The sequence below is a fragment of the Streptacidiphilus alkalitolerans genome, assembly GCF_042511045.1.
In the GTDB taxonomy this organism is placed as follows: Bacteria; Actinomycetota; Actinomycetes; order Streptomycetales; family Streptomycetaceae; genus Streptacidiphilus; species Streptacidiphilus alkalitolerans.
In genome coordinates this window covers 12,259-30,384 of record NZ_JBHEZX010000023.1, presented here as the reverse complement: position 1 = coordinate 30,384, position 18,126 = coordinate 12,259, and the positions used below count along the sequence as shown (strand labels likewise).

Sequence of the window (18,126 nt, the reverse complement as noted above, 5' to 3'; positions counted from 1 at the left end):
CAGAGTCCTCACACCTTACGGAGACGTCATGGTTGATGCTGGAAACACCGAACGGTTGGTCGAGCTGCTGTCGTCGGCCGGGGACGACGTCGCCTCCCGGTGGCTGGAGCAGGTCGCCTCCACCCTGGGCGGCCGGGTCAGCCGGGGTGAGGTCGAGAGCGAGCTGCGCGAGCTCTACGCCGCGCTCCTGGTCGGTCTCGGCTCCGGCCTGGACGCCCACGGAGATGAGTTCGCCGAGGTCCGCGCCCTGCTGGCGGAGCTCTCGCGGACCCGGGCCCGGCAGGGCTTCAGCCCGACCGAGACCGCGGTCAGCGTGTTCGCGCTGAAGCGGGCCCTGGAGCCGGTGCTGTCGCAGGACGGGGGTGCGGGCGACCTGCGGGCCTATCTGCAGCTGTCCTCGCTGCTGGACGACCTGGGCCTGTTCACCATGGAGACCTACGCCCGCGCCCGGGAGGAGCTGATCGGCGCCCAGGCCGAGCAGCTGCTCGAGCTGTCCACCCCGGTGGTCAAGCTGTGGGACGGGGTGATCGGCGTCCCCCTGGTCGGCACCCTGGACTCTGCGCGGACCATGGTGGTGATGGAGAAGATGCTCCAGGCCCTGATCGACACCGGTTCCGAGCAGGCCATCATCGACATCACCGGGGTCCCGGCGGTGGACACCCAGGTCGCGCAGCACCTGCTGAAGACCGTGGTGGCCGCGCGCCTGATGGGCGCCGAATGCACCATTTCCGGCATCCGCCCGCAGATCGCCCAGACCATCGTGGCGCTGGGCATCGACTTCGGCGACATCGCCACCAAGGCCACCCTCGCCGACGCCCTGCGGCACGCACTCCGGCGCTCCGGGATCACCCTGACCGCCGCCGACAGCAGGGCCGGTGGCATCAAGTGAGCGAGCGGGTACCGATCCTGCAGATCGGCGACGTCCTGCTGGTGTCCATCCAGACCGATCTGGACGACCAGGCCGTGCTGTACCTCCAGGACGACCTGGCCGCACGGGTGGTGGACTCCGAGGCGCACGGGGTGGTGATCGACATCACCGCCGTGGAGATCGTCGACTCCTTCGTGGGCCGGATGCTGGCGACGATCGCCTCGATCTCCAGGATGCTGGATGCCGAGACCGTCGTGGTGGGGATGCGTCCGGCCGTGGCGATCACCCTGGTCGAGCTGGGGCTCTCACTGGGCGGTGTGCGCACGGCACTGACCCTGGAGAAGGGCCTGCGGCTGCTCGAACGGGCGCGGGAGACGTCCACGGGCGACGCGCCGGCTTCGAGGCCGTGGTGACCGTCTCCGGGCAGCTCACCGCCATCGCCACGAACGCGGACGTGGTGCTGGCCCGTTCCGCGGTGCGGGCGGCGGCTCAGGAGTGCCGGCTGTCGCTGGTGGACCAGACGAAACTGGTGACCGCCGCCAGCGAACTGGCCCGGAACACCCTGATCTACGGCGGCGGCGGCACGATGCGGCTCGACACGGTCGAGAACGGGCTGCGCCGAGGGGTCCGGGTCGTCTTCGAGGACCGGGGCCCCGGCATTCCGGACCTGGACCTGGCCCTGACCGACGGCTGGACCTCGGGCACCGGCCTCGGCCTCGGCCTGAGCGGCTCTCGCCGCCTGGTGGACGAGTTCGACCTCGACACCGAGGTCGGCCGCGGCACCACGGTCAGCATCACCAAGTGGGCCAGGTGACCACCTCACTGGTGGACAGCGAGGACGTGGCCTGGTTCCGGGACGAGCTCACCGCGGCGCGCGGCGCGGCGGCGGCGCTGGCCCGGCGGACCGGCCTCGACGAGGACCGCTGCGCCGAGGTGGCCCTGGCCGTGTCGGAGGTCGCCACCAATCTGGACAAGCACGCCCGGGACGGCGCGCTGCTGCTGCGGGTGCTGCGCACCCCGCTCCGGGCGGGCGTGGAGGTCGTCGCCCTGGACCAGGGCCCCGGCATCGCCGACGTGGCCGAGGCGATGCGCGACGGCAACTCCTCGACCGGCACCCTGGGCATCGGCCTCGGCGCGGTCGGGCGGCTCGCCGACACCTTCGACATCTACTCGCTGCCCGGGCGGGGGACCGTGCTGGCCGCCGGGTTCTGGTCGCGGACCGGCGCGGACGGCGGTCCGCGGGGCCGGTCCGGCGTGGCCGGACTGACCCGTCCGATGGCCGGCGAGCAGGTCTGCGGCGACGCCTGGAGCACCCGGCTGGACGATGACGGCTCCGCGGTGCTGGTGATGCTGTGCGACGGTCTCGGCCACGGGCCGATGGCCGCCCTGGCCGGTCAGGCCGCCGCGCAGGCTTTCCGCACCGGCCGTGCCCGCAGCCCGGAGGACGCCGTGCAGGAGATCCACCGCGCCCTGCGCGGCACCCGAGGCGCGGTGGTGGCCGTGGCCCGGATCGAACCCGAGCGCGAACGCCTGCTGTTCTGCGGCATCGGCAATATCGCCGCCGCCCTGATCAGCGCCGACACCCGCGCCACGCTGGTCTCCTCCCCGGGCATCGTGGGCCACCAGATGCGCACCCTGCGCACCTTCGAGCACCCGCTGCCGCGCGACGGCGCGCTGGTGCTGCACTCCGACGGGCTGAGCGAGCGCTGGAGCCCCCGCGACCTGCCGGGCCTGCTCCAGCACCCCCCGGTCGTCATCGCGGCCCAGCTCCTGCGACACGCCGGTACCCATCGGGACGACGCCGCTGTGGTGGTCGCCCGAGGACAGTGGTGAGCACTATGCCGACACCGTCCCCCCGCGCCGCGGAGACCCTGCTGACCACCACCGTGCACAGCGAGCGGGACGTCTTCGCGCTGCGCCGCTACGGCCGGACCGCCGCCGAGGCGGTGGGCCTCGAGCGGCAGGACCAGGTCCGGCTGGCCACCGTGCTGAGCGAACTCGGCCGCGACCTGCTCCGCCCCGAGCCGATGACCGCGCGCTTCACCCTGGCCGACGAGCACCCCCGGACCCTGGTGGTCGCCCTGGACTGGGACGACGGGCGCGGCCCGAGCGCCGAGTCCCTGGCCGCCGTCCGGCGGCTGTTCCCGCAGGTCGGCGAGTCCCGGGGGAACGGGTCCGAGGGCGGCGGGATCACCGTGGAATGCCCGATCCCGGCCCGTACGGCGACGCCCCCGGGCTTCGCCGAGTCCGTCCGCGCGAACCTGCGCGTGGCGGGCGCGGCCGAGACCAGCACCACCGAGGACCTGCGTGCGCAGACCCGCGACCTGATGGCCTCGCTGGAGGAGGCCCGCTCCCAGCGCGAGGAACTGCAGCGGCTGAACCTGGAGCTGGAGGAGACCAACCAGGGCGTCCTCGCCCTCTACACCGAGCTGTCCACGGAGCTGGAGGAGACCAACCGCGGCGTGGTCGCCCTCTACGCGGAGCTGGAGGACAAGAGCCGGCTGCTGCGGGAGGCGAGCGAGTCCAAGACCCGTTTCTGGTCCAACGTCAGCCATGAGCTGCGCACCCCGCTCAACTCGGTGGTCGGGCTGAGCCGGCTGATGCTGGACCCGGCCTCGGCTCCGCTCAGCGCCGAACAGCGGCGGCAGGTCGGGCTGATCAGCTCCTCGGGCAGCATGCTGCTGGCCCTGGTCGACGAACTCCTGGACGTGGCCAAGGCCGAGGCCGGGCGGCTTGAGCCGCGGCCGGCCCGGGTCGACCTGGCCGCGCTGCTCACCCAGCTGCGCGGGATCATGCTCGGCACCGCTCCGCAGGGCGACGCCGTGGCCGTGATCGTCCCCGAGGTGGTGGAGCCCGCGCTGCTGCTGACCGACGAGGTGCTGCTGACCCGGATCCTGCGCAATCTGCTGTCCAACGCCCTGAAGTTCACCCGGGCCGGCGAGGTCCGGCTCGAGGTGGAGCAGGAGGCCGGGGGCGTGGTGGTGTTCCGGGTCAGCGACACCGGGATCGGCATCCCGGCGGACCAGCAGGAGCGGGTGTTCGAGGAGTTCTACCAGGTGCCGGGCGAGAACCAGGTCAAGCGTCCGGGCACCGGCCTCGGCCTGCCCTACGCCCGCCGGCTGGCCGAACTCATGGGCGGCACCCTCACCCTGAACAGCACCCCGGGCCGGGGCACCGAGGTCACCCTGCGGCTTCCGCCGCCGGACGGCGAGGACGGGGCGGTCCAGCGGATCCCCTGCCTGGTCGCGGTGGACGACGACCCGGTGTTCCACGAACTGTTCCGTCCGCTGCTGGACGGCATCGCCGAGCGGGTGGTCCCGGTGCACGACGGCGCACTGGTGCTGGCGGCGGTCCGGCGCGAGCGCCCGCAGGGCGTGGTGCTGGACCTGCAGATGCCCGGCACCGACGGCTACGCCGTGCTGGCCCAGCTGGCCGCCGACCCGGAGCTGCGCACCGTCCCGGTGGTGGTGATCACCGCGGCCGACCCGGACGAGCAGGACCACAGCCGGCTCACCCACGCCCGCGCCGTGCTGTCCAAGCACGGGGCCACCGCCCGCCGCCTGGCCGACGCCCTGAAACAACAGCCCCGAGCAAGGAGTTGACGATGAGCCAGCCCGATCCGGTCGCGGACCGGCCGGTCGAGGACCGGCCCGCCGTGGTCCTGGTCATCGACGACAACCCCACCAACCGGTACATCCTGGCCAACTGGCTGCAGCGGGCCGGGCACACCGTGCTGGAGGCGGGCGACGGTCTCGGCGGCCTCGCGCTGCTGGCCCCCGGCGCGACCCCGCGACCCGAGCTGGCGATCGTGGACGTACGGCTGCCGGACCTCAGCGGCTTCGAGGTCAGCGAGCGGATCAAGTCCGACCCGCGCACCGCCGGGGTGCCGGTGATCCATGTGTCCGCCATCGCCATCGCCACCTCCGACCGCACCCAGGGCCTCTACCGGGGCGCGGACGCCTACCTGACCGAGCCGATCGCTCCCAGCGAGCTGCTGGCCACCGTCACCTCCGCGCTGCGCTACAGCCGGGCCCGGATGCGGGCCGAGCAGTTGGCCCGGCGCCTGGACACGCTGAACCGCGCCACCCTGGACGTGTACCGGGCGGTCGATCCGACGGAACTGGCCGCAGCGGTCGCCCGCGGCGCCCGCACCCTGCTGCAGGCGCCCGCACTGGTGGTCACCCAGCCCCCGGACACCGACACCGTGCAGCTCACCCACTGGGACGAGGACGGCCGAGCCGTGGTCCGACCGGCCCCCCCGGCCCTGTTGGACAGCCTCGCGGTGGCGGCCCTGGGGGCCGGGGTCGGCGTCGGCAGCGCCCGGTACGGCGTCCAGGAGTGGGCCGACCTGCTGGCCCGCAACGACGTCCGGAGCCCGGCGCCGGGCGGCGCGGAGGTGACCGTGGTGGCGGCCCGCACCAAGCGCGGACGGCCGCCGGTGTGCGTCGCCCTCCACACCGACGCCGAGACCAGCGAGGAGGACCGCGACCTGGTCTCCCAGTTCACCCAGGCCAGCGCCCTGGCCCTGGAGGCGCTGCGCAGCTACACCGAGGAGCACACGCTCTCGGTGACCCTGCAGCGCGCCCTGCTGCCCCGCTCGCTGCCCGAGCCGGACCGGATCCGGCTGGCCATGCGCTACCTGCCCGCCACCCGCGGCAATGAGATCGGGGGCGACTTCTACGAGGCGATCGAGACCCCCGCCGGACTGCTGCTCGCGGTGGGCGACGTGGTCGGCCACTCGCTGCAGGCCGCCGTGGTCATGGGCGAACTGCGGCACGCCCTGCGCCTGTACGCCCATGAGGGGCACCCCCCGCGGACCGTGCTGGAGCGGCTGGACGCCCTGCTGGACCGCGAGTGGCCGGGCTGGACCGCCACCGTCTGCATCGTCCTGGTCGATCCCGACCGCACCGGCCTCAGCGTCGCCAACGCCGGACACCTCCCGCCGCTGCTGCTGGACCCGCTGGGCGAGGGGTCTTTCGTGCACGAGCACGGGCCGATGCTGGGGATGGGTCTGCCGCAGCCCCCTTCGGCCGAAGTCCGGATCACCGCGGGGACCCGTCTGCTGCTGGTCACCGACGGCCTGATCGAGACCCGGGACAAGGATCTGACGACCAGTCTGGAAGAGCTCAGGACGGCGGCCGGCCAGGAGACCGCGGGCCCGGACGCGCTCTGCGAGCACCTGCTCCGGGTGTTCGGCGCCGAGCAGAGCGACGACGTGGTCCTGTTCGCCGCCGAGGTCACCGACCAGCAGGTGTGACAACCTGTGTTGTCGGCCCGATCATCCGTGGCCTAGGGTGGCAGCCACGGTCGGACCCCTCGTCAGGTACCCGTCCCGCACCGCACCCACGACTGGAGCACAGATGGCCGCCCTCGCAGCACCCCGCCCGTACGACATCCTGCTGGTCGAGGACGACGCGGCCGACGCCATGCTGATCCAGGAGGCGCTGCTGCAGCGCGGCGCCGCCCGCACCGTCTCCCAGGTGGACGACGGCATCGCCGCCCTGGAGTACCTGCGCGACCCGTCCCGCCGCGCCCCCGACCTGATCGTGCTGGACCTGAACATGCCGCGGATGAACGGCCGCGAGCTGCTCGCGGTGCTGAAGAACGACGACGACCTCAAGGCCATCCCGGTGGTGGTGCTGACCACCTCGGGAGCCCCTGACGACGTCTCCGACGCCTACCGCAGCCACTCCAACGCCTACATCACCAAGCCGGTCAACCTCGACGACTTCATCGCGGCGGTCCAGAGCATCGACGTCTTCTTCCTCGACACCGCGACCCCCTACCGCCCCGACGACCAGGCCTGACGGTAGATCAGCAGGGCCACGTCGTCCTCGTGCCGGCCCTGGTCCAGCAGCACGGCGCAGAGGTGGTCCACGACGGCGTCGGGGGTGGCGGGCAGCTCGCCCGCCAGCGCCGCCTCGGCGCGTTCGATGCCGGTGTCGATGACCTCGTGCCGGCGTTCGACCAGCCCGTCGGTGTAGAGCAGCAGATGCGCGCCGGCCGGCAGGGTGGCGCTGGTCTCCGGCCGTTCGCTGCCGGGGGTGACGGCCAGCGGCACCGACTGCGCGCCGTCCAGCCGCCGCACGCCGCCGTCCGGGCGGGCGAGCAGGGCGGGCAGGTGCCCGGCGCTGCTGTAGCGCACGGACCCGGCGGCGGGGTCGACGACGGCGCAGAACACGGTGGTGCAGAAGGCTCCCGGCAGCAGGTCGGCGAAGCGGTCCAGGGCCTCCAGCACCCGGGCGGGCCCGTTGTTCTCCAGCAGCAGGGCCCGTGCGGCGCTGCGCAGCTGGCCCATGGTGGCGGCGGCCGGCAGGCCGCGGCCGACCACGTCGCCGACGACGACCCCGTAGCGGTGGCCCGGGAGTTCCAGCACGTCGTACCAGTCGCCGCCGACCTCCAGGGCCGACCCGGCCGGCTCGTAGCGGACCGCGAATCCCGGCGGCAGGTCGGCCGGGCCCAGGATGGCCCGCTGCAGGGCGAGGGCGACCCGGCGCTGCTCGTCATTGGCCCGGGCCCGGCCCAGGGCCCGCTGGAGGTGGCCGGTGAGCTGGATCATCAGGGTGCGGTCGGCGACCGTGAACGGGCGCGGCCGGTCGAACTCCAGCCGGAGCACCGCCTGTTCCGACCCGTCGAACAGCGGTGCGTCGGCCCCGGTCACCAGCTCGCGGGTATCGGGCGGGGCGCTGCCGCCCGGATCCGCGCCGGTGTCCTGGCCGCGCAGCACGGTGACCCGTTCGGCCTGCCAGTAGTCCCGCAGTTCGGCCAGGCCCACGGCCAGTACGGCGGCGCTGTCGTCGATCCCGGCCAGCCGCCCGGTCAGCCGGGAGACGGCGGCGTCGCGTTCGGCGGCCAGGTGGGCGACGGTGACGTCGCGCAGGGTGCCGACCAGGAGCCGCCCGGTGCCGCGGTGGTCGCGCAGCGAGTCCAGGGCCGCGTCGACCCACAGCCGCCGCCCGTCCCGATGCCGCAGCGGCAGCACGAAGCGCCCGTGCCCCTGGCTGCGTACCAGCTTCACGGCGGCCTCGACCAGGGCGTACGCCTCCGGGTCCTGCTCGCGGGTGGGCCACCAGGGGTGCGGGACCGGCCAGGGCAGCTGCGCGGCGTCGTAGCCCAGCAGCCGGGTGAACCCGTCGTTGACCTCGATCACCGACAGATCGGGCCGGGCCACGAAGAAGCCGTCCTGCATCGCGTTGACCAGGGCGGTGCGCCAGGCGGACTCATGGTTGCGCAGCCGGGCCAGGTCCAGGTTGGAACGGACCCGGGCCAGCAGGTCCGCCGAGGAGAACGGCTTGGCGAGGTAGTCGTCGGCGCCGGCCGCCAGGCCCTCGGCCGCGGCCTCCTGGCCGGCCCGGGCGGACAGCAGCACCACCGGGGTACGGGCGGTGGCGGGGTCCGCCCGCAGCGCCCGGAGCAGGGCGAAGCCGTCCAGGCCCGGCATCATCACGTCGGCCAGTACCAGGTCCGGCCGCAGCTCCCGGGCCAGCCGCAGGGCCTCCCGGCCGTCGGCGGCCGGGGTGACCGCGTACTCGGGCGCCAGCAGGGCCGCCAGGTAGCTCCGCAGGTCGGCGTTGTCCTCGGCGACCAGGACCCGGTCGGCCCCGGTGGCTGCGGCCGGCGCGTCCGGGTCCGCCGCCGCGGTGGCCGGGCTCCACTGCAGCGCCTCGGCGACGTAGTCCTGCACCACGCTGTGGCTGAACCCCGGCGAGGCGGGCTGCGGGGCCGGACGGGCCGGCAGCCGGACGGTCAGCGTGGTGCCCCGGTCCGGCCGCCGGGCCGCCTCGGCCGTGCCGCCGTGCAGCGAGGCCAGTTCGCTGACCAGGGCCAGGCCGATGCCTGAGCCCTCGTGGGACCGTCCGCCGGTCCCGCGGACCTGGCGGAAGCGCTCGAAGACGTGCGGCAGTTCGGCGGGGTCGATGCCGATGCCGGTGTCGGCCACCGTGAGCTCGACCTCCGCGCCGGTGAACCGCAGGCCGAGCCGGATCTCGCCGTCGAGGGTGAACTTGACCGCGTTGGAGAGCAGGTTCAGCACGATCCGCTCCCACATGCCCGGGTCGATCAGCACAGCGGGGGAGTCGTCGGGGCAGTCGACGGTGAACCGCAGCCGCGCGCGCTCCACCGCCGGGGCGAAGGACTGGGCGATGCCGCGGGTCAGCGTGGCCAGGTCCACCGGAACGGGTTCGCCGCGCAGCCGGCCGTCCTCGATCCGGCTGAAGTCGAGCAGGGTGTCCACCAGCCGCCGCAGCCGTCCCGCGTTGCGGTGGACCACCTCCAGACGGCGGCGCTGGGCGGGTGCCAGCGGGTGCAGCTCGTCGGCCAGGGCGTCGGCGGCCGGTCCTGCGATCAGGGTCAGCGGGGTGCGCAGTTCATGGCTGACGCTGGTGAAGAACTTGGTCTTGGCCCGGTCCAGTTCGGCCAGTTCCTCGGACCGGCGCAGCTGGGCGGCCCGGGCCCGGGCGTCGCTGATCGCGGCGGTGAGGTGGTCGGCCGCCAGGCTCAGGTACTCCTGGTAGGAGTCGTCCAGGGCGAGGTAGGGACTGGTGCCGAGGACGACCGCGCCGTAGGAGTGGTCGCTGCCGGTGGCGGAGAGCGGCAGCGCCACCGCCGTGTCCACCGGCGCGGGGCCGGCCGCCGCGGCCCCCGGCAGCACCGGCGCGGGGGCGACGCGGGCGAGGCCGGTACGGGTCCGCGGGCCGGGGGCGGTCAGGGCCTGCCGGATCCACTCGGCCTCGTCGGCCGGGCCGTCCGCGGCCATGGCCACGGTCGACGGCAGCCACGGCAGCTGCGGCGGCCCGGCGAGGCCGAAGCAGGACACCGCCCGGGCCGTGCCGCCGTCCCGGTCGAGCAGGTAGACCACGCCGAAGGGCACGTCCTCGCGGTGCGCGGCGAGGACGGCCGTCGCGGCGGCGCAGGCCTGCTCCGCGTCTGCGATCCGGGCCGAACGGGCCTGGCCCAGTTCGCGCAGGGTCCGCAGCCGGCGGGTGCCCAGCACCTGCGGCGTGGTCTCGGTGACCACGGTGAACACCCCGCCCACGGTCCCGTCGTCCTGCGGGATCGCGCTGTAGGCGAAGGTGAAGTACACCGTCTCGTCGAAGCCGTGCCGTTGCAGCAGCAGCGGCAGGTTCTCGTGGTAGGTCGACTCGCCGCGCTCCATCACGCGGGTGATCATGTCGCCGACCACCGGCCAGGCGTCGGCCCACACCTCGGCGCAGGGCAGGCCCAGCGCCGGGTGCTTGGCCCCCAGGATCGGTACGAAGGCGTCGTTGTAGACCATCGCCAGGTCCGGGCCCCACATGATCAGCATCGGGAACGGCGAGTTCAGGCACACGCCCACGGCGGCCCGCAGCTCGGCGGGCCACGCCCGGACCGGGCCGAGCACGGTCTCCGCCCACGGGGTCCGCAGCATCAGCGGGTCGAGCGCGCTGCGCGGCTCCGCCGTCGGCTCCTCCACGGTCCCCGCCTCCGTACTCGTCCCCTGGCTGTCCTCGGACAGCCTATGCGGCGCGGGCGGCGTCGAGGGTGGGGTAGAGGTGCAGCATCGCATCCACGCTGATCAGCTGGAACAGCCGGGCCACCGCCGGGGGCGCGGCGGCGATCCGCAGCTCGGTGCGCCGGTGGGTGAGCAGGACCAGGCGCAGGAACGAGGAGTCGCTGAAGGTGATGCCGCTCGCGTCCAGGATCACCACCGGGTGCCGCGCGGCGGCGGCGTCGAGCTCGGTGGTCAGCGGGCCCAGGGTGTCCGTGTCCAGGTCGCCGCGCGGAGCGACGACCGGGTAGGAGGCGGAGGGTCCGTTGTCAGTAGCCATGCTGCGATTATGTCGAACAACAGCGGACTACGACGCCTGCAGACCCGCGCTCGCGTTCGAATTCGACTGTGCGGTCCGGCCGGTCTGAGCCTCAGTCAGTGCCGGTGACGGGCCCTGCGGGCTCGGGGTCCGGCCCGGCGGGCAGGCCGAGCGGGCGGGCCAGGGCGAGCACGCCCTCGTCCAGCCGCTGCAGATGCCGCAGCACCCGAAGCGCGACCGTCCGGTCGGGGCCGGCCCCGGGCGCGGCGCGGACCAGGGCGGACACGCTCGGGCCCGGCTCCAGCGGCGGCAGCCCGCGGTCGCCCTCGCGCAGGAAGGCGACCAGGGTGTCGAGGTTGCGGGCCAGCCGCCGTCCGGCGTCGGCCAGCCGGGGGTCGGCCCTGACGCCCAGGGCGTCCGGGAGCAGGGTGTCCGGGAGCAGCCCGGCGGTGGCGGCCAGGCTGCGCGAGTGGAAGGCGCAGGTCTCCAGGATCCCCAGCACATAACGGGCCCGGCGGCGCCGGTCGCGCAGCGGGCTGGCCGGGTGCGTCAGCGGCTGGATCGACGACCGGAAGGCATCAAGGGCCGTGTCGAGGTCGCGGGTGGCGTCCAGCAGGTCGGCGGCCGGGGCCCCGGCGAGCTGGGCCACCGACAGGGTCACCGACTGCCGCAGCCGCAGCAGCACGGTCACCAGCTGCTCGTCCGTACGCCGCCGGGTGTGCACCGGGAGCACCAGGACGGCGGCGACCAGCCCGCAGGCCGCGCCGAGCGCCGTCTCCTCGATCCGCAGCACCAGCACGGCCTCGCTGTAGGTGTGCAGCAGGGTGTAGAGCAGCCCGATCATCGCGGTGACGAAGAAGGACATCAGCGTGTAGGACAGCGGCGCGGTGAAGAACATGCCGAAGATGCACAGGATCACCAGGGTGAACGCGGTCCAGGTGTCGTTGCCGACCAGCGCGGCCAGGCCGACCCCGGCCAGCACGCCGACCACCGTGCCGAGCAGTCGGCGGTAGCCCTTGACCAGGATCTCGCCGATGGAGGAGGTGTTCAGGAACACCACCCAGCAGGTCAGCACCGCCCAGTACCAGCGCTGGCTGGACAGCAGCTCGCCGCCGAGGACGGCCAGCGCCGAGCCGGTGGTGACCTGCCAGGCCGCCCGGGTGGTCGGCCGGTCGAGACCGGTCTGCGGGGGAGCGTCCTCGTCCTCGGCGCCCAGCAGCAGGTCCTCCACACCCAGCTCCTCGCGGGTACGGGCGCCCTCCGGGCTGTCGGCCGGGGTGTCGGCGGCCTCGGGCTCGGCGCCGAAGGCCAGCCGCAGGCCCAGCATGGCGCGGGCGAGGTCCCCGATCGCCCGGTAGACGTCCCTGACCTGGTCGCTGACCTCCGGGATCCGCTGGTCGTCGCGGTAGTCGAGCAGCCGGTCGCGCACCGCGGTGAAACCGGCGTCCCGTGCTTCCGAGGTCGACCGGGCGACCAGGAAGCGCAGGCTGTGCAACTCGGCGACCAGGGCCTCAAGACCGGGGTCGGTCGCCTTGGCACCGGGCAGCAGCTCCGGCAGGTACAGGCCGAGGGTGACCGCGTTGTCCTGGCCCCCGTCGTGCTGGCCCCCGCGCTGCTGCGGCCGGAGCACCCGCAGCAGCAGGATGCCGAGCCGCTCGGCGGCGATCTCCGCCTCGGCGATCCGGCGCTGCAGCAGCGAGGCGGCGTGCGCGTCGGGCAGGCCGCTCTCCAGCCGGGCCTGGATCATCAGCGCGCAGGCGTGCAGCCGACCGGTCCGTCGGCGCAGGTCCTCCGCGGCCCGGTCGGCGCCGGGGGTCCCCGGCGCGGCCTCGGCGGCGGCCTCCAGCGCGTCGACCAGGTCGGCCAGCCGGGCCCGGAACGCCCGCCGCAGTCGGCCCAGGGTGCGTTCCGGGGTCGCCCGGACCAGGCCGAAGCGGACCACCGCCGCCACGCCGAAGGCGATCCCGAGCACCCCGTACAGCTGCGGCAGCATGGACGGGGTGACATGGGCGAACTGCGACACGAAGAACAGCTGAAAGGCGATCAGCCCGAGCCCGGTGCCGCGCGGACCGTAGCGGCGGACGTAGACCGCGGCGAAGATCAGCAGCAGGAACAGCAGGTCGGCGGCCACCCGGTAGCGCGCCAGCAGGGCGCCGCAGCTGATCACGGCGAAGGCGGTCGGCACGCCCAGGGCCAGGGTGACCGCCTGCTCGCGCGGGCCCGGGTCGCTGATCGCGAAGGACGCGACCATCGCGCACAGCGCGCCGACCACCAGCATCGGCACGGCCGTGTGCAGCGCCGCCAGCACGGCCAGGGTCGCCACCACCGCGCCGACCGTGGTCAGCCCGCTGGTCAGCCGGATCAGCCCGGGATCGGACGCGCTGAACCGGTCCCAGAGGTCGTCCCAGGTCTCCCGCGCCCTGCCGAACAGCGGCACCCGAGTCGCTTCCATGCTGACATGATCTGCCCCCGACGCCGCCGGACGCACCAGCGACGCGGGTGCCGTCGGTCACGCCGCGGTGTCGTCCAGGAATCCGCCGGACTGGTGCTGCCACAGGGTGGCGTAGGCGCCGTGCGAGGCCAGCAGTTCCTGGTGCGTCCCCTGTTCGACGATCCGGCCGCGGTCGAGGACCACCAACTGGTCCATGGTGGCGACGGTGCTCAGCCGGTGCGCCACCACCAGCGCGGTCCGTCCCTCCATCAGCCGCCACAGCGCCTGCTGGACCAGGACCTCGCTCTCGGAGTCCAGCGCGCTGGTCGCCTCGTCCAGCAGCAGGATCGGTGCGTCCCGGAGGATCGCCCGGGCCAGCGCCACCCGCTGGCGCTGTCCGCCGGAGAGCTTGACGCCGCGCTCGCCGACCATGGTGTCGAAGCCGTCCGGCAGCGCCTCGGCGAACTCCTTGACGTGCGCCGCCTCGGCCGCGCGGCGGATCTCGGCGTCGGTGGCGTCCGGCCGGGCGAAGGCGATGTTGTCCCGCAGGCTGCGGTGGAACATAGCCGGCTCCTGCGGCACATAGGCGATCAGGCTGCGCAGGTCGGCCTGGCGCAGCCGGCTGATGTCCTGACCACCGATCAGGATCCGGCCGGCGTCGATGTCCGTCATCCGCAGCAGCAGCCGGGTGAGCGTGGTCTTGCCGCCGCCGGACCGTCCGACCAGGCCGATCTTCGACCCGCTGGGCACGGCCAGCTCCAGGCCCTCGAACAGCGGTCGCGCGCCGGCGTGGGTGAAGCTCACCCGCTCGAAGCGGACGTCGGCGGCCCGCGACAGCAGCGGCTCCGGCGTCGCCGGATCCACCACGGTCGGCGGTGTCAGCAGCAGTTCGGTGAACTGCGCGGCCTCCGTCATCGAGCTCTCCAGGCGGCGGTAGATCTGGTTGAACTCAAACATGATCCGGGTGGCGTTGGAGTAGTAGGTGAAGGCGACCACCACCGCCTCCACCCCGTGCCTGCCCCCGCCGAGGGCGACCGCGAGCAGCAGCCCGAGCGCGTTGGTGAGCACGGACAGCGGCGCCACCAGGGTGTCGATGCGCAGGTTGCCGTAGTCCCAGGAGCGCAGCGAGAGCCGCCGCGACTCGGCGACCCGGGAGCGGTGCTCGGCCGCCTCGTGCTCCTCGGCCGCGAACGCCTGGACCGTGTCCATGTTCATCAGGCTGTCGGCGACATGGCCGGACACCCGGGCGATGGCCTCCTCGCGCTGGTCGACCAGCGCCTGCCGGCGGCGGATCAGCGGCACCACGCACAGCGCGGTCAGCGTGATCATCGCCAGCAGCCCGACCACGAGCAGCGGTTCGTAGGTCCACAGCACCACCGACCCGAACACCAGCGGCACCAGGCTGCCCACCACCGAGAAGGTCAGGGTGTCGACGAAGTCCTCGAAGCGGGAGGCGAAACTGAGCACCCGTTTGGTCAGCGAACCGGCGAAGTTGTCGTGGAAGAACGCGGTGTCCTTGGCGAACAGCTGGTCCATGCCGATCACATACAACTGCTCGATGCCGAGCGCGTCCAGGCGGTTCAGGCAGTGCAGCCCGATCCGCCACAGCGCCTCCGCGAGCAGCAGCACGCCGCCGAAGGCGAGGACGTAGGGCAGGGTCGTGCCGATGGTGACGGCGGAGTCGCCGGCGATCCGGCCGACGAGTTTCGCGACGATGAGCGGCGCGATGTAGTTGATACCGATGTTGCCGACGGCCGGCAGCAGCATCCCGGGCCCGGTCAGCCGCCGGAGCCGGGTCAGCTCCCGTCCGTAGTACCGCAGTGCGAGGAGGACCGGGCCCCGGTCCGACGACGCCCCGCGCGATTCAGGCGTTTTCATGACAATCCTGTGTCGTCGTACGCGAGTTCGCCCCAGGGGTGTGGGGGCGGAAACCGCAGTCTCCCGTGATGGCGGCAACGGAGTCCAAGCGTTTTTCTCGGCCACGGCGCCATGGGAATTCGCCAGGATGGTTGACCGTTGAACAAAACAGGTGGGAGTCACAGACCGGCGCGGCCAGGCAATCCCCCTCCTGGTCGACGCCACCGTCCCGTGGGCCCCGAGCCGCCGCTCGGGGCCCACGGGCTTTGTTGTTCTCCCGGTCGAGCAAGGGCCATGCTCCATTGGTTGCATATTATTGCTCTTTTGGAGTATCAATAGCGCATGTTCAATCACTTCGCCGTGGCGCGACCCGGTCATCGGGAAGGCCAGTGATCCTCACCGTCACCCTCAACGCGGCCCTCGACGTGACCTACCAGCTGGACCGCATCCAGCGGCGCGGCAGCAACCGGGTGCGCACCGCGGCGCAGCGCGCTGGCGGCAAGGGCGTCAACGTCTCCCGGGTGCTGGACGCACTGGGCCGGCCGACCGTGATCACCGGCCTGGCCGGGGGCCGCAACGGCCTGACGGTGCGTGCGGACCTGGCCGCGGCGGGGCTGCGCGAACAGCTGCTCACCATCGAGCAGGAGAGCCGCCGCACCGTCGCCGTGGTCGAGGAGGCCGAGGGCGACACCACGATCTTCCTGGAGCCCGGCCCGGTGGTGTCCGCCACGGAGTGGCGCGGCTTCCTGGACCTGTACCGGGAGCTCGCCCCGACCGCGTCCGCCGTGGTCCTCTCCGGCAGCCTGCCGCTGGGGGTGCCCCGCGACGCCTACGGCGTGCTGATCGGCCTGGCCCGGATCCACGGCGTCCCGGTGGTCCTGGACGCGGACGGCGCGGCACTGAGCGACTCGCTGGCGGCCGGGCCCGCCCTGGTCAAGCCCAATGCCGCGGAACTGGAGCGGGCCACCGGCACCGGGGACCCGCTCGCCGGAGCCCTCGCGCTGCGCGCCGCCGGGGCGCGGGCGGTGGTCGCGTCGCTGGGCCCGGCCGGTCTGCTCGCCTGCACCCCTGAGGGCAGCTGGCAGGCCCGTCCGCCGGAGCGGATCGCAGGCAACCCCACCGGGGCGGGCGATGCGGCGGTGGCGGCGCTGACCGCGGGCCTGGTCGCCGGCACCCCGTGGCCGGAACGGCTGCGCCGGGCGGTGGCCCTGTCCGCGGCGGCGGTGCTGTCCCCGCTGGCCGGCGGCTTCGACGCCGCCGCCTACCGGCGGCTGCTGCCGCTGGTGTCCGTCCGAGCCGTCCACGAAGGAATCTGAAGGAATCACCATGCCCCTGATAGGAAGCGGCGCCGTTGTGGCGCCCGCGTCGGCCGCCGTCCGCGGCGTCGGCGCGTTCAACGTCATCCAGCTGGAGCACGCGCAGGGCATCGTCGCCGGGGCGGAGGACGCCGGACTCCCGGTGATCCTGCAGATCAGCGAGAACGCGGTCCGCTACCACGGCGGACTCGCCCCGATCGGCGCGGCGGTGCTGGCCCTGGCCGGGGCCGCCCGGGTGCCGGTGTCGGTGCACCTGGACCACGCCACCTCGGTCGACCTGGTCCACGAGAGCGTCGAACTCGGCTTCTCCTCGGTCATGTTCGACGCCTCCGCGCTGGACTACGCCGAGAACGTGGCGGCGACGGCGGCAGTGGTGGAGCACTGCCACGCGGCCGGTGTCTGGGTGGAGGCCGAGCTCGGCGAGGTGGGCGGCAAGGACGGTGTGCACGCACCCGGCGCCCGGACCGAGCCGGACGAGGCGGCCCGCTTCGTGGCCGGCACCGGCGTGGACGCGCTGGCCGTGGCGGTGGGCAGCTCGCACGCCATGCTGACCCGCGACGCCGCACTGGACTTCGGCCTGATCGCCGCCCTGCACCGGGCGGTGCCGGTGCCGCTGGTGCTGCACGGCTCGTCCGGGGTGGCCGACGCCGACCTGGTCCGGGCGGTCGGCGCGGGGATGACCAAGATAAACATCGCCACCCATCTCAACGCGGCCTTCACCGCCGAGGTCCGGGCCCGGCTCGCCGAGGACCCGGACCTGGTCGACACCCGGAAGTACCTCGGACCCGCCCGCGCCGCGGTCGCCGCCGAGGTCTCCCGGCTGCTGCGGCTGCTGCACCGCTGAGCGCGGTCCCGCAGCTCGGCCGCCCGGCCAACGTCCCTTCCGTTTCCCCGACTTGAGGAGTCACCGCATGTCCGCCGCCACCCCCGCCCCCGCCCGGGGCTCCCGTACCTCCGTCGAGATCGCCTCCCAGCCCGTCTGCTGGCGGCAGGCGGCCGAGACCCTCCCGGCGCACACCGCCGCACTGCCGCGCCGCGGCGAGCGCGTCGCGGTGGTGGGCTGCGGCACCTCCTGGTTCATGGCCCAGTCCTACGCGGCGCTGCGCGAGAACAGCGGCCACGGCGAGACCGACGCCTTCGCCGCCTCCGAGTTCCCCCGCGGGCGCCGCTACGACCGGATCCTGGCGATCACCCGCTCCGGCACCACCACCGAGGTGCTTGACCTGCTGGGCCGGGTGCAGGGCACCGTGCCGACCGGCGCCATCAGCGCGGACCCCGCCACACCGGTGATGGGGCTGGCCGACGCGGTCGCGGTGCTGGACTTCGCCGACGAGGAGTCGGTGGTGCAGACCCGCTTCGCCACCACCGCGCTGGCACTGCTCCGGGCCCATCTGGAGCGGGAGGGCAGCCGCCCGATCGGGCTGCGCACCGTGGCCCAGGCCGCGCAGGACGCCGAGCGCGCCGTGACCCAGCCGCTGCCCGCCGACCTGGTCGGCGCCGAGCAGTTCACCTTCCTCGGCACCGACTGGACCTACGGACTCGCCCTGGAGGCGGGTCTGAAGATGCGTGAGGCAGCGGGCGCCTGGACCGAGGCGTACCCGGCGATGGAGTACCGGCACGGCCCGATCAGCATCACCGGCCCCGGCCGGGTGGCCTGGGTCTTCGGCGCCCTGCCCGAGGGGCTGGCCGGCGACATCGACCGGGTCGGCGGCCGGCTGGCGGCCGGATCGCAGGACGCGGCCGGGGACCTGGACCCGCTGGCCGACCTGATCCGGGCCCAGCGGCTGGCCGTGGCCATCGCCGAGTCCCGCGGCTACGACCCGGACCGGCCGCGCAACCTGACCCGGTCCGTGGTCCTGGAGCACTGAG

Annotated in this window: 14 protein-coding genes; 10 read left to right on the top strand and 4 right to left on the bottom strand. The window is 73.8% G+C overall.

All coding sequences use genetic code 11. The features are described from left to right. Nucleotides 1-28 precede the first annotated feature (28 nt). The 7 genes from ACEZDG_RS34045 (at nt 29) to ACEZDG_RS34015 (ending at nt 6,675) form a co-directional block, all read left to right on the top strand. Nucleotides 29-889: an STAS domain-containing protein gene (locus ACEZDG_RS34045; RefSeq protein WP_380517634.1), complete on the top strand. Its 861-nt coding sequence runs from the start codon at nt 29-31 to the stop codon at nt 887-889. After that, a complete protein-coding gene (locus ACEZDG_RS34040; protein ID WP_380517631.1) occupies nt 886-1,281 on the top strand; it encodes an STAS domain-containing protein in 396 nt (131 codons plus the stop codon). The genes ACEZDG_RS34045 and ACEZDG_RS34040 overlap by 4 nt, the downstream gene beginning before the upstream one ends. Then, on the top strand, nt 1,275-1,682 hold the full coding sequence (locus ACEZDG_RS34035; protein WP_380517628.1) for an ATP-binding protein: 408 nt from the start codon (nt 1,275-1,277) through the stop codon (nt 1,680-1,682). Before ACEZDG_RS34040 ends, ACEZDG_RS34035 begins: the two co-directional genes overlap by 7 nt. Further along, a complete protein-coding gene (locus ACEZDG_RS34030; RefSeq protein WP_380517625.1) occupies nt 1,670-2,701 on the top strand; it encodes an ATP-binding protein in 1,032 nt (343 codons plus the stop codon). Before ACEZDG_RS34035 ends, ACEZDG_RS34030 begins: the two co-directional genes overlap by 13 nt. Before the next feature lie 5 nt (nt 2,702-2,706). Next, entirely contained in the window at nt 2,707-4,470 is a 1,764-nt protein-coding gene (locus ACEZDG_RS34025) for an ATP-binding response regulator (RefSeq protein WP_380517622.1), read from the top strand. A 2-nt stretch (nt 4,471-4,472) separates the two neighbouring features. Beyond that, a complete protein-coding gene (locus ACEZDG_RS34020; RefSeq protein WP_380517620.1) occupies nt 4,473-6,125 on the top strand; it encodes a SpoIIE family protein phosphatase in 1,653 nt (550 codons plus the stop codon). 103 nt (nt 6,126-6,228) lie between these two features. Further along, nucleotides 6,229-6,675: a response regulator gene (locus tag ACEZDG_RS34015; protein ID WP_380517617.1), complete on the top strand. Its 447-nt coding sequence runs from the start codon at nt 6,229-6,231 to the stop codon at nt 6,673-6,675. On the opposite strand, the gene ACEZDG_RS34010 is transcribed toward ACEZDG_RS34015, so the two are convergent. The 4 genes from ACEZDG_RS34010 to ACEZDG_RS33995 form a co-directional block, all read right to left on the bottom strand. Beyond that, nucleotides 6,651-10,319, bottom strand: coding sequence for a SpoIIE family protein phosphatase (locus tag ACEZDG_RS34010; protein WP_380517615.1), 3,669 nt, complete (start codon nt 10,317-10,319; stop codon nt 6,651-6,653). The genes ACEZDG_RS34015 and ACEZDG_RS34010 overlap by 25 nt on opposite strands. Before the next feature lie 43 nt (nt 10,320-10,362). Continuing rightward, nucleotides 10,363-10,674: an STAS domain-containing protein gene (locus tag ACEZDG_RS34005; RefSeq protein WP_380517612.1), complete on the bottom strand. Its 312-nt coding sequence runs from the start codon at nt 10,672-10,674 to the stop codon at nt 10,363-10,365. Between the two features lie 91 nt (nt 10,675-10,765). Further along, complete coding sequence (locus tag ACEZDG_RS34000) at nt 10,766-13,105, bottom strand: FUSC family protein (RefSeq protein ID WP_380517610.1); 2,340 nt, start codon at nt 13,103-13,105, stop codon at nt 10,766-10,768. 57 nt (nt 13,106-13,162) lie between these two features. Continuing rightward, on the bottom strand, nt 13,163-14,962 hold the full coding sequence (locus ACEZDG_RS33995; protein WP_380517607.1) for an ABC transporter ATP-binding protein: 1,800 nt from the start codon (nt 14,960-14,962) through the stop codon (nt 13,163-13,165). 368 nt (nt 14,963-15,330) lie between these two features. Between ACEZDG_RS33995 and ACEZDG_RS33990 the strand changes: the two genes are divergently transcribed. The 3 genes from ACEZDG_RS33990 (at nt 15,331) to ACEZDG_RS33980 (ending at nt 18,125) form a co-directional block, all read left to right on the top strand. Further along, nucleotides 15,331-16,257, top strand: a complete 927-nt coding sequence (locus ACEZDG_RS33990) for a 1-phosphofructokinase family hexose kinase (protein ID WP_380517604.1) — start codon at nt 15,331-15,333, stop codon at nt 16,255-16,257. A 10-nt stretch (nt 16,258-16,267) separates the two neighbouring features. Beyond that, on the top strand, nt 16,268-17,101 hold the full coding sequence (locus tag ACEZDG_RS33985) for a class II fructose-bisphosphate aldolase (protein WP_380517601.1): 834 nt from the start codon (nt 16,268-16,270) through the stop codon (nt 17,099-17,101). A gap of 67 nt (nt 17,102-17,168) precedes the next feature. Beyond that, on the top strand, nt 17,169-18,125 hold the full coding sequence (locus tag ACEZDG_RS33980) for an SIS domain-containing protein (RefSeq protein ID WP_380517598.1): 957 nt from the start codon (nt 17,169-17,171) through the stop codon (nt 18,123-18,125). Nucleotide 18,126: the final 1 nt, after the last annotated feature.

What these genes read in the sequence shown, in the direction of transcription:
- ACEZDG_RS34045 (WP_380517634.1), top strand. Translation starts at nt 29, where the DNA reads ATGGTTGATGCTGGAAACACCGAACGGTTGGTCGAGCTGCTGTCGTCG.
- ACEZDG_RS34025 (WP_380517622.1), top strand. Translation starts at nt 2,707, where the DNA reads ATGCCGACACCGTCCCCCCGCGCCGCGGAGACCCTGCTGACCACCACC.
- ACEZDG_RS34020 (WP_380517620.1), top strand. Translation starts at nt 4,473, where the DNA reads ATGAGCCAGCCCGATCCGGTCGCGGACCGGCCGGTCGAGGACCGGCCC.
- ACEZDG_RS34015 (WP_380517617.1), top strand. Translation starts at nt 6,229, where the DNA reads ATGGCCGCCCTCGCAGCACCCCGCCCGTACGACATCCTGCTGGTCGAG.
- ACEZDG_RS34005 (WP_380517612.1), bottom strand. Translation starts at nt 10,674, where the DNA reads ATGGCTACTGACAACGGACCCTCCGCCTCCTACCCGGTCGTCGCTCCG.
- ACEZDG_RS34000 (WP_380517610.1), bottom strand. Translation starts at nt 13,105, where the DNA reads ATGGAAGCGACTCGGGTGCCGCTGTTCGGCAGGGCGCGGGAGACCTGG.
- ACEZDG_RS33995 (WP_380517607.1), bottom strand. Translation starts at nt 14,962, where the DNA reads ATGAAAACGCCTGAATCGCGCGGGGCGTCGTCGGACCGGGGCCCGGTC.
- ACEZDG_RS33985 (WP_380517601.1), top strand. Translation starts at nt 16,268, where the DNA reads ATGCCCCTGATAGGAAGCGGCGCCGTTGTGGCGCCCGCGTCGGCCGCC.
- ACEZDG_RS33980 (WP_380517598.1), top strand. Translation starts at nt 17,169, where the DNA reads ATGTCCGCCGCCACCCCCGCCCCCGCCCGGGGCTCCCGTACCTCCGTC.